The following is a 15584-nucleotide window of genomic DNA, read 5'->3' on the forward strand; positions in this document are numbered from 1 at the left end:
GCGATGATCCGATCGTCAAGCTGTCCGCCGTGACCGCCTGAACATTCCGGCCAAAGCCGGAAATCCCGGTGTCCGCCTCGATCCAGCTACACCACGCTCTGGGGCACGATCTCCCGACCAGCTATGCCTAGCGATTTTCGAGAGGGCAGGGACCTCCTTCGACGTCGAACCAGTCGTGCGGCTCATCGACCAGCTTCCAGAGGTCGCCAATATACTCTGCGCCTATGGAAAATCGCTTGCCCCGATGCCGCGCTGACAAAGAAAGGGGAAAGGCCGGTAGGCTTTGCCACGCTTGAGACGCGTCTTGCAAAGCCGGCGGATGTTCACTTCGAGCTGAGACGCGCGTGGAACGCAATCTGGCGAGGTCGCCGCAGCCGGTCGTACACTCTCGACGGCTATGATTAATTGAACTGTTGCAGGCGTGTTTTATCGACCGATTTTGCGCGCCGCTGATGCGTTGATTCAGTTTTCGAAGCGCTGGGAGCGCCATGGCCAAAAAGCCGCACAGACAAGGCCTTGGCGCCGAAATCCGCACGATGTGACCGCCTGTGATAAAGGCGCGTGTCGCTCGCGCTTCATGAGTAGAACTGGAGTTCCCCAGCTTTCCGCGATTTGGGTTCGCGGTTCATTGCTGGGCTCGAACTTCATCATTGGACTTTTCCGAGCTCCATGAGTGGACGAACTTCAGCGTCCGCTCGTGCTGCTCTGTGAGTTCGGCTTGTCGATTTTCCGGGCTTCGTTGGCCCCAGTCCACGGACGAACCGCGAAGCCGGTCCACCGATGAAACGCGAAAATCCGACGCCTGGATCGGATTTTTCGGGGGAGTCCAGGCATGAAATGCGAATGACATGCCTGGATTTCTTGGGAACGCTCGCGATGTCCGATAAACCAACCTTATCGGACATAATTCGGCGCGCCCAGAATTCCGGGCGTGTCAGTTCGATGCGGGCGACCGCCGAGCGCAGTTGCCGCCTTCGCCTGGCGGATCGACGCATATTCGACCCCGCCCTGATAAATGGGCGCGTTCAACGCGCCGCTCACCTGCGCTGCGAACTGCCGCGTGCCCGGAATGCCGAAGAAGGATTCATATTGCTGATTGACCTGCAAATTCGCTGAGACGGTCGGAAGCAGCGCGCTCACCGCGCCTTGATTTTGACGTAGGTCTCATCGACGCGCCACGATCCGTCGAATTGGCGCGCGAAACGGTTCCACCGCTTTTCGAACTCCGGAACGTAGCGCTGAACCCAGCGCATGATGGTCTATGAGCCAACGACAAGCTGCGCTCCGCCATCATTTCCACGAGATCTCGGAAGCTGAGCTTGTATCGCAGATACCAGCGCACGCAGAGAACAATGATTTCGCGGTCGAAGTGGCGTCCTTTGAAAAGATCGTCCACGCTCAGCATCGCCCATAACCCCAGCGTCCGGTTCCGCCCTCCGAAGGATTATGTCCCGGTCACGCCGTTTGCACCACAACCGCGGCTTTCGCGTCGTCAGGCGAGGTCGTATTCGTAGCGCAGATAGCCGCCTTCTTCGCGCGCCGCGCGCAGGCCGGGCGCTTCGGCGAGACGGCGAGTCGCCGCTCGCGCGGAATCGAAAGCGACGGTCACGCGGCGTCCGATCGGCGCGAATGACCAGGGACGGTCATCGGGAATGACGGCGCCGCGGCGAAGAAAACGTTCCACGGCGTCGCGATTGGTGTCGGGCGCACGCAGCACGATATTGCGTCCGTCGAGGCCGGGAAATTTGCCACCGCCGTCGGCGCGATAATTATTCGTCACCACGATGAACTGCTGCGCTGGATCGACAGGCCGGTCGGCATAGCGCAGATCGACAATTCGCGCATTCTCGGGGCGACGCTCGCCATTCGCATCATAGCGCGAGAGCGCCGTCACGTCGATGCGATAGCGCAGTCCGGCAATCACGTCGAAATTATAAGAGGGTGTGCGCCGATCGACGAGGAGCTGCGGTCCCTCGCCGTCGCGATCGATGCGCCGGAACACGCGGGCCGCGCATTCCAGCCATTCGCGCAGCTCCGCGCCGGTCACGCGCACGGCTGTCAGCGTGTTGGGGTAAGGATAGATATCGGCGACATGGCGTAGCGCTACGGGACCTGGATCGAGGTCGATATAGGCGTCCGGCGTATAGCCCATGCGAAACGGCGCGACGGCAGAGAGCAGTGGAAGCTCGGCAAAAGGCGTTCCCTCCAGCAGCGGCCGCGCATAAGCGAGTTGCGCGGCGTTGACGAGAGCGCCGACCGGATCGACGCCGATCCAGGTGAAATAGGAGTAGAGCGGAGTCGCGATCTCGCCGACAGGGGCGTCGACCCGGCGCTTCGTGGCCTCATGCTCGGGCGCGACGATCGTCTCAATCTGCGGATCGACGCCGGCGAGCGCGACGATCTTACCGGTCTCGCGCCGATAGATGGGTCGCGCCTGCGAATGAAACCGATCGATGATCCATCGATCGCCGTCGCGTGCGAGAGCGAGGTCGATCACGCCGAGATGACTTCCCCAAAAGCCGGGCATTACCGCGGGAACGCCGGCGAGCGCGCCGCGCTCGGCGTCCGCTCCCTCGACGCCGGCGTAATCTGGTCCAGGAAAGACCCGATGCGAATGCCCCAGCATGATCGCGTCGATTCCGGGCACGGCGGCGATCTGCAACGCGGCGTTCTCCGCGCCCACGTCGGCGTGCGGGTCGATTCCGCAATGGCACAGCGCGACCACTATGTCGCAATTCGCGCGCAGAACCGGCACATGACGGCGCGCTGCGGCCACCATGTCGCAGCAGCGCAGCCTGCCGTCGAGATTGGCCTTGTCCCAGATCATGATTTGCGGAGGCGCGAAGCCGATGACGCCGATGCGCAGCTCATGCGCGGCGCCGCTGTCATCGGTGAATCGACGCGTCAGAATGTGGAAGGGCGGAAGGAAGGCGGAGCCGTCGGCGCGTTCTATATTGGCGCCGACATAGGGAAAGGCGGCGCCCGTCAAGGCGCGCTCGAGAAAGTCTAATCCGAAATTGAATTCGTGATTGCCGGGCGTCGCCGCATCATAACGCAGATAGTTCATCGCGCGGAAGATGGGGTGGCGCGCGCCTGCGGCGAGGCCGCCTTCATGCGCGACATGGTCGCCGAGCGGGCTTCCCTGGATGAGATCTCCATTGTCGAATAGCAAAGCGTTCGGCGTCTCCTCGCGCGCTCGCGCGAGGAGATTCGCGATTTTGTTCAGTCCGACGGTCGGGTCCCGCTGCTCGCGATAATAGTCCCAATCGAGCGCGAACATGTGCAGGTCGGATGTCTCCAGCAGGCGCAGCCACAATCGCGGCGCGGCGCGCGCGATCGTCGGAAAGCCGGCGGCGAGAGCCGTTCCTCCTGCGAGCAGCGCGCGTCTGGTGAACGGCATCTTCGCTCCTCCGGTCGGTCGGCTCATTTTCCTGATCTCTCTCCAACGCCGAGCTGGCGCTTATTCTGCGGCTGCCGGGAAGCTGTCGCGGGTGGCTGCGAGCAGCGCGCTCTTGAAGCCCTCGATGAGGACATCTGCTTGGCGGTGCAGCAGATTATGGGCGATCAGCCCGACCAGCGCGGTGCCGATGCCGACCGCCGTCGCGACGAGCGCGGCGGCGATGCCGCGGCTCACCGCGGCAGGATCGGAGACGCCGCCCGACGACAGCGCGTTGAACGTGTCCATGATGCCGAGAATGGTGCCGAGCAGGCCGAGCAGCGGCGCCGCGGTGACGATCGTGTCGAGCATCCACAGGCGCGCGCTGACCTTGGCGTCGACGCGGATGAACAGCGCCGAGGACAAATCCTCGACGCGGGCGCGGGTGCAGCCGGGCTCGTTCTGCGTGGCGACATATTCGGCGAAGCTGCGGCTGAGCTCGTCATCGCCGAAGGGTTTCGGCGTTGTCGAGGTTCCGAGCGCATGGGCTTTTATCGCGGCGCTGATCTTGCGGGAGCGCAGCGCCAGCACAGCGTAATAGACGAGCCGCTCGATCAGCACGAAGGCGAGCAGCAGGAGACATCCATAGAGAATGTCGATGCAGATCTCGTGGAAGAAGGCGTGATCGATCTGCATGGTCAAAAGCCCATCGAGAATGTCGCCGTCGCCGAGAAGCCCTGGCCGACGTAATAGGTCGGCGCGCTGGCGGAAACGACGTTGCCATAAATGCCGCGCGTCGCCACGGCATTGTTCTTCACGCTGTTGGGGCCGGTCAGCGCATGCGTGTTGGTGATGTTGTAGAGGTTGACGCGCAGCTCCGGCTTCTTGCCGAAGGCGATGTCGTCGAAGCGATAGCCGACCATGGCGTCGATACGGGCGTAGGGCGAGATGGATTCATCGTTCATGAAGGTCGAATATTGGCGGCTCGTCACCTTGGCGGCCAGATTGCCGAGAATGTGGCCGTCGTCATAGTCGACGCCGAGCGCGCCGGTCCAGGTGGGGGAACTCGGCAGATGCTTGCCCTTGGTCGGCAGGAAGTCGTTGATCGACGAGATGGGCGAGCCGGCCGGCGTCGTGCCCGATGTCGACAGATTGTCGAGAATGCGCGTCTGCAGGTAATTGGCCGAGAGATAGGGCCGGAAATTATAGATCGGCCGCGTGCCGACCTCCGCCGCGACGCCCCAGAGATCGACCGCGCCGGCATTGATCGTCGTGCTCACCGAGGAGCTGGAGTTCGGCAGGAACACGGAGGTGCTGATCTGATGATTCTCGTAATGCGAGCCGTAGAGAGACACCGATGTGGCGAACAGCGGGCTCTGATAGCGATGGCCGAGCTCGACAGTGACCGCCTTTTCCGGGGCGAGACGATTGGCCGGCGTCAGCGCGCCGCTGCTGGTGTTCACCGTGTCGGCGAGCGCGAAATTCGGCGTCGAGCGGAAGGAGGTGCCGACCGAGCCGAAGATTTGGTGGTAATCCCAGAACTTGTAGCGAAAGCCGGCTTGCGGCAGGGCGACGAGATCGCTCTGCGTGTTGAGCGGCGTCACGCCGGGCAGGAAATTATAGACCGAGCGATGGATGGACGCGACCTTCACGCCCGATTCGATCGTCAGCTTGTCGTCGAGCAACGACCAAGTGTCGCTGACGAAACCCGTATTGGTGACGGTCTGGGTCAGCAGATCGCGATACTGAGGCGCGCCGACGCCCGGAATGATGATCGCGCCGGAGTCGAGAAAGGGGTCGACGATCGAGCCGTCCGCGTTGAGGAAGGCGTAAGGCGCGGTCTGGCGGTGGTTCGCATATTCGAACCAATAGCCGAGCATCAGCTTGTGATCGCCGAGATCGAAGGTGAATTTGTTGATGAGGCCGGGGCGGAGCGTCTCGGTGATCGAGGGGTTGTAATACATCCCCTTGTCGTTCTTGGTGACGAAGCCATTGTTGTTCCAATCCGCCGCGCCGATGTTGAAGCGGCCGTAATAGAACGAGCTTCCCGACGTCGTCGCGTTTTCGGTCACTGAGGTCACGCCGCCGCCGCTTCCGTAGCCGTACCAGAAATAGGGGATGGCGTCGTAAGTGACGTCCTTGCTGATGGCGAAGGTCGAAGGCGCGCTGACGATCAGATTGCGGAACGGGTTGATGCGCCATTTGTAATAGAGGTTCGCTTGATTGGCGGAGCGGTCCCAGGCGCCTGCCGACGGCACGAAATAGGACGCCGGCAGCGCGTTGTTGTAGCCGACCGACCGCGCGCCGAGCGTATTGTAGCTGCCGAGCGTCGGATATTGATAGAAATTATTCAGCGCGTCGTTGAAGATCACCGAGAGGCCGACGCGATTGCCTTGGCTCGGCTCCCACACGCCTTTGAAATCGACATGCTGGCGCTCGTTCGAGCCCGGACCCGACCAGTGATTTTCCGTGTAATGCGAATAGGACACATAGCCGCGGAAATCGCCGATCTGGCCGGTCTCGGCGCGGGCGAATTCGCGGGCCGTGCTGTGCATGCCGTAGGAGAAATCGACGAAGCCGCCGCGCGTCTTCGAGGGATCGCGCATATAGATGTTGATGACGCCGCCAGAGGCGCCGATATGCGGGCTGTCGAGATCGGGCGAGCCTTGCGCGATCGAGATCTGCTCTATGTTCTCGCTGTCGACATATTCCTGCGGGTAGAGCGCGTAATTGCCGGAGTCGTTGACCGGCATGCCCTCGATGGTGAGGCCCAGCTGATCGCTGTTGTAGCCGCGGATACGTATGTTGCCGCCATTGAGGCCGGAGTTGTCGGTGCTGGTGATGACGACGCCCGGCAGGAGATTGATCATCTGATAGGGATTGGCCGTCGGCGACATTTTGGCGATGGCGTCGCGCGTCACGGTCGAGCGCGTCTTCACCGCTTCTTCCTCGATCATATAGCCGCCGCCCAAATCCTGGCGGTTGACGCCGTCCGGCGCCGGCGCGCTTGCGCTGTTGCCATAGATGTCGACGCGGCCGAAGTCGGTCGGCGCCGCGGTGAGACCGCTTTGCGAACGGCTGTCATGCGCGGGCTTTTGTGGCTCCTGCGCCGATTGCGCCAAAACGAGGGTCGGCGTCGAGGTGCCGGCGAGCAGGGCGAGCGTGAGGACACGGAACTTCATCGGGGAGACCTCTGTTACGAACTATCTCGGGTGGAAGACGACGACGCCGCTGAGCGCGCCGCCGCCGGCCGCGGAGGCGCAGGCGACGGCGCGAGAACGCGCGGCGGAATCGAGGATCGCAGAGCCGGAGCTGCTGGTGACGGAAGCCGAGCCGCCCGAGATCGCTATGCCGACGGAGCCCGAAGGCTTTTGCAGCCGCGCGTCCTTGGAGGTCGGATAGGGCGCGCCGGCGAGACAGGCGCGGAAGGCGGAGACATTGCCGGCGGCGCGCGAGCTTTTCTCGGCCGCGGCGCCTTCGCCCCGCCGCGCGGCGACAGGCTCGCGCGCCTCTTTTTTAAAATCGGTCTTGGAGTCGCGTTCCTTGTGCGGACGCGCTTCGGCTTTCTGCGTCGGCTTTTCGGGCTTTTGCGGTTTTGGCTGCGCGGCTACGGGCGCGGGCGCATCGCTCGGTGGCGTCTCCTCGAGCGTCTGCGGCTGCGGCGCATCAATGGGCGTCTCTTGAAGCGGCTCCGGCGAACGCGGCTCGGACGCCTCCGCCTCGACCGGCAGATCGAGCGCGATCTCCATCGTCTGCGCGCCGGGATCGGCCGGCGAGACGCGATTTGTCTCAGGCGCCATCGTCAGCGACAAAACGAGCAGCGTCAGCGCGCCGGCGAGTCCGGCGGCGTTGCTCGCGACATCGAGCCTGTCCATCGCCGGTCTGGCCCGCACTATTGCGGCCTCGTGACGATGGAGGCGCTCGCGACCTTCGCCGACTTGAGCGCGTCCAGGACGGAGACGAGACTCTGAAGTCCCGCGCCCTCGTCGCCGCTGATGACGACGGCGAGCGGCTTGTCCTCGCTCGCGAGGCCGCGCAGGCGTTCGGGGAGTTCGGCGAGCGAGATCGGCTTGCCGTCGATATAGGTATCGCCGGCGCGATCGATGCCGATCGTCACGCGTGTGCGCTCGACGACCTTGTCTGGATGTGCAGAGGTCGGCGGCGTGACTTTGAGCCCGAGCGCCGGAAGCACATTGATGCTGATCAGCACGAAGAAGACCAGCAGGAACATCATCACGTCGATCATAGGAATGATTTCGATGCGCGCGTGTCTTTCGCGGCGCGCTGGCCAGTTCCGCATCGACGATCCCCTAGGTAGACTTCGACGTCGATCTACTCATGAGGGAGCTATTGATTCAGGTTTATGACCGAAAAAGTCATCTAAAATTCAGAAAACTGACGCGTTTCTGCCTTGCTTCTTTGCGGAAGCCCGATCTTCTCAGGAGAAACACGTATCGCTGCGCGGGATGCGTGATTGTTGCGCTTATGCCACAGGCGCAGAGAAATCGACGCTATGCGCTCGGTCCACGCTCATGGGGGCGAGTTTTTGGGCTCTGTCGCGAATTTTTCTCGCGGGCCGGTTGGGGCTATGATCGCCGGGCTGGGGCAGGCGGAATAGCGTGATGATCGATTTCAAGGGCAGCCATTTTGAACGCGACGTGATCCTGTGGGGCGTCCGCTGGTATGTGGCGTATCCGATAAGCTATCGTCAGCTCGAGGAAATGATGGAAGAGCGCGGCGTCGAGGTCGACCATTCCACGCTCAACCGCTGGGTCGCGAAATATGCGCCTTTGCTGGAGAAGGAGTTTCGTGCTCGCAAGCGCGCTGTCGGGTCGAGCTGGCGTCTCGATGAGACTTATGTGAAAGTCAAAGGCTGCTGGAAATATCTGTATCGGGCGGTCGACAAAGCGGGTGCGACGGTCGATTTCTTTCTGACGGCCAAGAGGGACTGCAAAGCCGCGTTACGCTTCTTGCGCAAAGCGATCTGCCAGCACGGCAAGCCGAAGAAGATCACGATCGACAAGAGCGGAGCCAACACAGCGGCGATCGAAAGCTACAATGAGGAGCGTGAAGCGGACATCGAAATCCGGCGCATCAAATATCTCAATAATATCGTCGAGCAGGACCATCGAGCAGTGAAACGCGTCCGACGCTGGGTTTCAAATCATTTCGATCGGCTGCCGCGACGCTTTCTGGAATCGAGCTGATGCACATGATCCGAAAGGGGCAGATGCGAACGACGAACGAAATGCGTCCTGCGCAGCAATTCTATTCCCTCGCCGCCTGAGCCACGTCATTCTCACTTGCCCGGCGCGCCTGTAGACAAAATTTGCGACAGAACCCGCGCGACGCGCTTCCCACGCGGCGAAAGCCAGCGGCTTTAACGAAATGCTAACCAATCTCTCGACATATCTTGAGCGTGGCTATCCGAGACTTTTGAGCATGACGCAGGTCGCTGTTTTAGGGAGCGCGTCCACCAAGATCGACGTATCGATCATAATGCCGTGTCTCGACGAGGCCCGCTGCCTGCCCAACTGCATCGCCAACGCACGGGAGGCGCTCGAGACGATGAGCCGCGAGTTCGGATTGTCGGGCGAAATCGTGATCGCCGACAATGGAAGCCGCGACGGCAGCCAGCTGATCGCGCGCGCGCTCGGCGCGCGGGTCGTCGACGTCGAGCAGCTCGGATACGGCGCCGCGCTCATTGCAGGGCTCCGTTGCGCCAATGGCGCCTATCTCGTGATGGGCGACGCAGACGGCTCCTATGATTTTCGGGAATCGGTCGAAATGGTGCGCCGCCTCGCCGCCGGCGCTGATCTTTGCGTCGGCTCGCGCTTCAAAGGGCGGATAGAACGAGGAGCGATGCCCTGGAAAAATCGCCACATCGGCAATCCCGCGCTGACCTTCGTCTTGAATCTGTTTTTCCGCGCGGGCGTCAGCGACGCCCATTGCGGTTTGCGCGCCTTGACCAGCTCCTGTTTCGAACGGCTCGATCTCACGGGCCGCGGCATGGAGTTCGCGAGCGAGATGATCATCAAGGCGGCGCTCAAACAGCAGCATATCGTCGAGGTCCCGGTGACGCTCTCGCGCGATCGGCGCGATCGGCCCTCGCATCTGCGGCCGTGGCGCGACGGATGGCGACATCTGCGTTATCTCCTGATGTTCAGTCCCGACTGGGCCTTCGCTGCGCCGGCCGCTCTGGCGATCGCAGTCTCCTTGGGGATATTGACGCTGACCGGCGTCGCCGCGCTGACCGAGAACAAATCGCCTTTCGGCAATTATTGGATGATTCTCGCAGGCTCTCTGCTCGGCCTCGGACACACCGCCGCAGTTCTCGCCGCCGCGACGCATTTCTATGGTCGGCGACAAGGTTTTCGCGCCCCATCTTGGTGGGAGGACAAGGTCGCCGATTGGTTCTCGCTGGAGACGATGCTCGTCGCAGGAAGCGTCTTCTTCGCTTCTGGCCTCCTGATTCTCCTGTCTGTTTTCGGCTATTGGTCGAGCCGTAATTTCGAGCCGATCGGCACCGTTCTTCCCGCCGTCGTCGGCACGACGTTGATCGTGATCGGCGCGCAAAACGCGCTCGCCGGGTTCCTGCTGGCGATCGTCAATGGCCATGAAGCGAATTTCATCGACCGAGCCGAAGCCGAGACTTGGTCCGATACGCGACGACGCTCCGTGCGCTCGCCCATCGGGACCTGCGAGGACGTCGAGCGTCTCGATCGAGCGGCGAAGGCGGCCGATCGATGATCACGGAGGACGCCCGCCGTCGCCTTCGTCCCCGCATTTTCGATACGGACTGGCTTTTGCTCCGCGCGATGCGCGCCAGCATCGAGAAAGTCGCCGCGCGGATCGTGCGGCCCGGCGCCGTCGCGGTCGATTTGGGATGCGGCTCCGAACCTTACAAGCCGATCTTCGACGCGCTCGGCGCGACCTATCGCGGCGCGGATTTCGCGAATGCCGACATTGCGATTGATCCCAGCGGCCGCGTCGACGCGCCCGATGCGAGCGCGGATATCGTCCTGTCGTTTCAAGTACTGGAGCATGTCGCCGATGTCGGCTCCTATCTCGGCGAAGCGCATAGGCTGCTGCGCGCCGACGGCCGGCTGATTTTATCGACACATGGCAATTGGTTCTACCATCCGCATCCAGAGGACTACCGCCGTTGGACGCGACCCGGCCTGCTGACGGAACTCGCCGCACATGGATTCGAGTCCATCGAATGCGCGCCTCTGATCGGGCTGCCCGCCTGGACGACTCTGCTCAGGCTGACTTGCGGCTACCATGCCCTCGCAAAGCTGCCGATCCTCGGCCGTGTCATCGGCCGAACGCTCGCCATAGCCCTCAATTTTCGCGCATTGCTCGAAGACGCGATCACACCGGACTGGGTCACGCGCGACAATGCATGTGTGTACCTCGTGCTGTGTCGGCCGATCCGGCTCTCCCCATGAGACTGCCGCGCTTTATCCTCGTCGGCGGGCTCTGCGCGCTTCTCAACAACGTCTCCGTCATCGGCTTTGGTTTCGTCGGCGTTCATTATATCTGGGCGACGCTTCTCGCATTCGGGCCGATACTCGTCATCGGATACGTCCTCCATTGTTCGATCACCTTCGACGCGGCGGCGTCCTGGCCCTCCTTTGCGCGCTACGCTCTCGCCATGCTCGCCAATTGTCCGCTCTGGTTCGCGTCTCTCTATATTCTCGGCGATCTCGCCGATCTCCCCATGGCGATCGCGGCGCCACTCGCCACGATTCTGATAACGCTCTGGAATTACAACTGCACGAGATGGGCGCTGTCGCGCGTCCGCGCGCCCCTGCAGGGACTGCGTTCCACGAGCCGAGGATAATTGCATGGAACGCTTCACGCTCGATGATCTGATGCGCTGCATGTCGCCCCATGCGCCTGTCTATTCCTGGCGCAGCCCGATCTATCAATTTGTGGCTCTCTCCAATCTGCGTCGCGTATGGGACAAATCGCATCGTCGCGCCCTCGATGTCGGCGGCGGCACCGGGCTCCTCGCCCATACGATCAAGTCGCTGTTCGGCCTCGATCACATCGCCTCCGTCGACGTCGAAAACCGATTCCTGCCGTCGCTCGATGTCGAAACGTCCATCTATGACGGCCGCACGCTTCCATTTCCCGATAATTCCTTCGAATGCGTCATCCTCTTCAATGTTCTGCATCATGTTCCGGCTCCGCTTCGCCGTCCTCTGATGCGCGAATGTCGCCGCGTCGCCGGCGCAGGCCCTCTCTACATCAAGGATCATCTTTCTACTGGCCTGCTCGACACCGCGCGGCTCACCGCGCTCGATCTCATCGGCAATCTTCCCTTCAACGGAATGGTGAGCGCCTCCTATCTCTGCGCCGAAGATTGGCGGACGCTCGCGCATGACGCCGGCTATGCGTACGAAATCGTCTCCGACGGCGACTATCGTCGCGGCGTCGAGGCGATGGTCTTTCCCAATCGCCTCGAAACGAGCATGAAATGGCGACCGATCTGACCGACCGCGCGAAGATGCGCAGCCCTGTCATCCGACTCGCCATGCTGTCGCACTACTTCGAAACGCGTCGCGGCGGCGTCGAGATCGTCGCCGGCGCGCTGGCGAGGGCCTTGTCGCCGCTCGGTTTCGAAATCGCCTGGCTCGCGACCGGAAAAAGCAATGGCGGCGACCCGTCGTTCAACCCCGCGCAGCGCGAGCTGCCCGCCTCCGACATCGTCGAGCGGATCGCCAAAATTCCCTATCCGCTTCTGTTTCCGAGCGCCTTTCGCTCGATCTTCGCGCAAGTGCGCAACGCCGACGTCGTCATCGTCCATGACGCGCTCTATTTGACCAGCGTCGCCGCATTTTTCGCGGCGCGCTTGTTTCGCAAGCCGCTCCTCGTCGTACAGCATATCGGCGTCGTTCCCTATCGCAATCCCATTCTCCGATCGCTCATGGCGATCGCCAATCGACTCGTCGCCGTTCCGCTTCTGAGCCGCGCCGATCAGATCGTCTTCATCAGCGATCTCACGCGACGCTATTTCGAAGCCATCCCCTATCGCCGCCCGCCTCGGCTCGTCTTCAACGGCGTCGACGCCGACATTTTCTTTCCTCCCGAATCGGAAGCCGAAAGGGCTACGGCGCGGGCCGATCTCGGCCTGCCCGCCGCCGGTCCTATTGCTCTTTTCGTCGGACGCTTCGTCGAAAAAAAGGGCCTGCTCCGACTCGAGCGTCTGGCGCGCGAACGTCCCGACATCTTGTTCGTCTTCGCCGGCTGGGGCGTCATCGATCCTGCGCAATGGCGACTGCCCAACATACGCGTTTATCGAAATTTAGCGGGCGCGTCGCTCGCCCCCCTCTATCGCGCCGCCGACCTATTGCTGCTGCCGAGCGTCGGCGAAGGCTTTCCGCTCGTCATACAAGAAGCGCTCGCCTGTGGTCTGCCGATCGTCTGCGGCGCAGACACCGCCGCCGCAGATGAAGCCGCCGAACCATTTCTGACCAAGGTCGTCATCGACGACGAGGCTCCGCGAGCGACTGCGGCGGCGCTCGCAGCGGCGACATCCCGGCTGCTCGAGCCGGATGAGAACCCGAGGCGATCGCGTCTCGCACGCGCCGAATTCTGTCGCTCGCGATATTCTTGGAGCGCTTCGGCGGAGCGCTATGCGACGCTTTTGAGGCGACTGGTCGCACATCCAGAACCATAGCCGAAGCGCCAACGATAGAGAGAAACGATGTCCGACCTCGATACGTCTTGCGACGCAGAACGCCGGAACGCGGCATTTCATCGGACATTGAAGGGCGCGACGATCATTTCATCGGCGCTCGTCCTTTTCGGCGTCGGCGTCGCCTCCCTGACCGAGCCTGTCTATATCGACACAGTGAGGCAGCCGAAGTTCGTTTGGCTGACGACCTATTTTTTTCGCAGTCAGGATGCGCCATGGCTCATCGGCGTCGCCCTTCTCCTCGCGATCCTCGCCATCGCGCGGCCGACATTTCCTCGGAGCTTCGGCTGTCTCGAGAAACCGTCTCGCCGCGTCACGGCCGTCTCGCTGCTCGCGCTTCTCGTTCTCGTTTGCGGGGTCGTCGGAACGCATTCGATATTTCACGACTATCATCTGTCGCGCGATGAAATATTGGCGGAATTCGACGCGACGATCTTCCGCTCTGGTCATTTGATCGCGCCCATCGCTCCCGAGCATCGCCCCCTCGCGACGGCGCTCGCGCCGACTTTCATGGTCCCGATCGACCAGATCGATGGATTCGTTTCCGCCTATCTGCCGGGCAATGCGGCGTTGCGCGCGCTCGTCGGCTTCATCGATCCGGCCGCAACCAATCCACTTCTCGCCGCCTTCGCCGTCATCGCCGTTTTTGCAGTCGCGCGCCGCCTCTGGCCGTCCGATCCGGCTCCGGCGCTCGTCGCCGCCGTGCTGACGCCGACCTCCTCGCAGCTGATCGTCGGCTCGATGACGAGCTACGCGATGACCGCCCATCTTACTCTCGACATGCTCTGGCTCTGGCTATTTCTACGCGACGACAAAGCCGGACACGCCGCCGCGATCATCATCGGGGCCTTCGCGATCGGACTTCATCAAACGATCTTTCATCCGCTCTTCGCCGCGCCATTCATTCTGCGTCTTTGGATATCGCAGCGGCGAAGCGTCGCCGCGGCCTATATCGGCTCCTATGCGATCGCGCTTCTCTTTTGGATCGGCTATTGGCAATTGCTCGCCTTATGGCGCGGCGTCTCCATGGAAACGTCGGACGAGGTCGGACTCGTCTATTTCATCGCGCGCGTCCTCGTCCTTCTGACGAGCTTCCAATGGTCGGGCGCCGATCTCATGGCGAAGAACATTCTGCGATTCGTCGTCTGGCAAAATCCTGTTCTCCTGCCCTTGGTCATTCTCTCCTACACGCAGATACGCGAAGGTTCCGGAATCGCCCGGGAGCTCGCGGCCGGCGTCTGCCTCACGCTCATCGCCATGTTCATCGTCCTCCCCTATCAGGGTCATGGCTGGGGATATCGCTATTTGCACGGGCTGCTCGGAAATTTTTCGCTGCTCGCGGCCTATGGATGGGTCGACCTCGCCGCGCGCGCGAATGCACGCGCTAGCCGAGAGCTCGGATCGACGCTGGCGATCGGCTGCGTCATCGGCGCGCTCGTTCTGCTTCCCGCCCATCTCATCCAAGCGCAGCGCTTCGTCGAACCCTATGCGAGGGCCGCCGACGCAATCGCTCGTACCGACGCGGATTTCGTGATCGTCGACAAGTCGCGACTTTTGTTCGCCGCGGACCTCGTTCGCAATGACCCTTTCTTGCGAAACAGGCCGAAAATTCTCGATCTCACCTATCTAGAGGAAGACCAGATTCGCGCTCTTTGCGCGACGAATGAGATCGCTCTCTTCGAAAAGGCGGATGCGGCCGCGCTCGGCGTTTCGCGTCACGACGAGGCGACGAAGACCGATGACGACATGCTGGGCCGCAAGCGAAGGCTCATGTCGGATCTGCGCTGCGGCGCCGATATGGGCCAGCGAAATCGATGAGCCGCCGCTGATATTGCGTGAGACCGAAAGGCGCCTCCGCCTTATCTCCCGTCCGGCGTGTCCATGCCGACCCAAAGATCGCGCAAGTGCTTCAGATTTTTCGCGGGATCGTAGCGTTCGACATCGAAGACTGAGGCCATCTGCCGACAAGCCGCCGATGGTCGCGGTGCAATTTTTGCCGATAGCTACGTGATGGGGTCCGGCAGTTCGTTTGGATCAGGCAGCGAGCACCGCACTCCAGATTTCGGGCGCAGTCGTCCCGGCGGCTCTAAATCTGCTCAGCGCGAATTGACCCTTTCTGATGCGATGCATGAGTTCGATGCCGGCGATCGTGATCGCCGCATGTCGGAATCGCTTGAACCCGAGCATAGGCCCCAAACGAAGTTTGATAGATCGGTGATCCTGCTCAATGAGATTATGCAGGTATTTCGATGATCGAATTCGAGTCCGTGCGCCGCCTCGATGCTGTGCGAGAAGCTCGCGCGCCGCCCGATGTGACGCTTGATATCCGTCGAGCGTGATTTTGCGGGTTCTGGTGCGAACCGGAGCGGGACACCCTCAGCATCGCCCATATGGGGTCATCGTGGAATCTTCCCGATATCCTACGCTAAGGGGCTTCGAAGAAGTCGACGCGCGGATTTCGTAGGGGCCTGAAGGCGGTTCCGAGGGGTTGGGCGGGCCAGA

At 62.0% G+C, this 15584-nt stretch carries 12 protein-coding genes and 3 pseudogenes; 7 read left to right on the forward strand and 8 right to left on the reverse strand.

Annotation, left to right across the window (positions count from 1 at the left end):
* Positions 1-894 precede the first annotated feature (894 nt).
* The 7 genes and pseudogenes from FMZ75_RS19465 to FMZ75_RS19490 all read right to left on the reverse strand — a co-directional run bounded on the left by FMZ75_RS19465 (position 895) and on the right by FMZ75_RS19490 (position 7676).
* Entirely contained in the window at positions 895-1140 is a 246-nt protein-coding gene (locus FMZ75_RS19465; protein WP_207783536.1) for a hypothetical protein, read from the reverse strand.
* Positions 1141-1145: 5 nt separating this feature from the next.
* Positions 1146-1405, reverse strand: a pseudogene (locus FMZ75_RS21780) (IS6 family transposase); the annotation flags it as partial.
* Between the two features lie 87 nt (positions 1406-1492).
* Positions 1493-3400 (reverse strand): bifunctional 2',3'-cyclic-nucleotide 2'-phosphodiesterase/3'-nucleotidase, encoded by a 1908-nt coding sequence (locus FMZ75_RS19470; protein ID WP_166145583.1) that lies wholly within the window; start codon positions 3398-3400, stop codon positions 1493-1495.
* 60 nt (positions 3401-3460) lie between these two features.
* Positions 3461-4072: a MotA/TolQ/ExbB proton channel family protein gene (locus FMZ75_RS19475; RefSeq protein WP_166145607.1), complete on the reverse strand. Its 612-nt coding sequence runs from the start codon at positions 4070-4072 to the stop codon at positions 3461-3463.
* Between the two features lie 2 nt (positions 4073-4074).
* Positions 4075-6558: a TonB-dependent receptor gene (locus FMZ75_RS19480; RefSeq protein WP_166145586.1), complete on the reverse strand. Its 2484-nt coding sequence runs from the start codon at positions 6556-6558 to the stop codon at positions 4075-4077.
* Positions 6559-6579: 21 nt separating this feature from the next.
* Entirely contained in the window at positions 6580-7269 is a 690-nt protein-coding gene (locus FMZ75_RS19485; protein ID WP_166145589.1) for a hypothetical protein, read from the reverse strand.
* Complete coding sequence (locus FMZ75_RS19490) at positions 7269-7676, reverse strand: biopolymer transporter ExbD (RefSeq protein ID WP_142864358.1); 408 nt, start codon at positions 7674-7676, stop codon at positions 7269-7271. Before FMZ75_RS19490 ends, FMZ75_RS19485 begins: the two co-directional genes overlap by 1 nt.
* A gap of 322 nt (positions 7677-7998) precedes the next feature.
* Here FMZ75_RS19490 and FMZ75_RS19495 point away from each other — a divergent pair.
* The 7 genes and pseudogenes from FMZ75_RS19495 (at position 7999) to FMZ75_RS19525 (ending at position 14900) form a co-directional block, all read left to right on the forward strand.
* Positions 7999-8663 (forward strand): annotated as a pseudogene (locus FMZ75_RS19495) (IS6 family transposase).
* A gap of 155 nt (positions 8664-8818) precedes the next feature.
* Positions 8819-10126: a glycosyltransferase family 2 protein gene (locus tag FMZ75_RS19500; protein ID WP_142862835.1), complete on the forward strand. Its 1308-nt coding sequence runs from the start codon at positions 8819-8821 to the stop codon at positions 10124-10126.
* Complete coding sequence (locus tag FMZ75_RS19505; RefSeq protein ID WP_166145592.1) at positions 10123-10827, forward strand: class I SAM-dependent methyltransferase; 705 nt, start codon at positions 10123-10125, stop codon at positions 10825-10827. Before FMZ75_RS19500 ends, FMZ75_RS19505 begins: the two co-directional genes overlap by 4 nt.
* Entirely contained in the window at positions 10824-11222 is a 399-nt protein-coding gene (locus tag FMZ75_RS19510) for a GtrA family protein (RefSeq protein WP_166145595.1), read from the forward strand. Before FMZ75_RS19505 ends, FMZ75_RS19510 begins: the two co-directional genes overlap by 4 nt.
* 4 nt (positions 11223-11226) lie before the next feature.
* Positions 11227-11877, forward strand: coding sequence for a class I SAM-dependent methyltransferase (locus FMZ75_RS19515; RefSeq protein WP_166145598.1), 651 nt, complete (start codon positions 11227-11229; stop codon positions 11875-11877).
* Complete coding sequence (locus FMZ75_RS19520) at positions 11862-13064, forward strand: glycosyltransferase family 4 protein (protein ID WP_166145601.1); 1203 nt, start codon at positions 11862-11864, stop codon at positions 13062-13064. The genes FMZ75_RS19515 and FMZ75_RS19520 overlap by 16 nt, the downstream gene beginning before the upstream one ends.
* Before the next feature lie 27 nt (positions 13065-13091).
* Entirely contained in the window at positions 13092-14900 is a 1809-nt protein-coding gene (locus FMZ75_RS19525; protein ID WP_166145604.1) for a hypothetical protein, read from the forward strand.
* Positions 14901-15116: 216 nt separating this feature from the next.
* Here FMZ75_RS19525 and FMZ75_RS19530 read toward each other — a convergent pair.
* Positions 15117-15425: pseudogene (locus tag FMZ75_RS19530) on the reverse strand (DDE-type integrase/transposase/recombinase); the annotation flags it as partial.
* Positions 15426-15584: the final 159 nt, after the last annotated feature.

It is taken from the genome of Methylosinus sp. RM1 (assembly GCF_011378635.1).
Lineage (GTDB): Bacteria > Pseudomonadota > Alphaproteobacteria > Rhizobiales > Beijerinckiaceae > Methylosinus > Methylosinus sporium.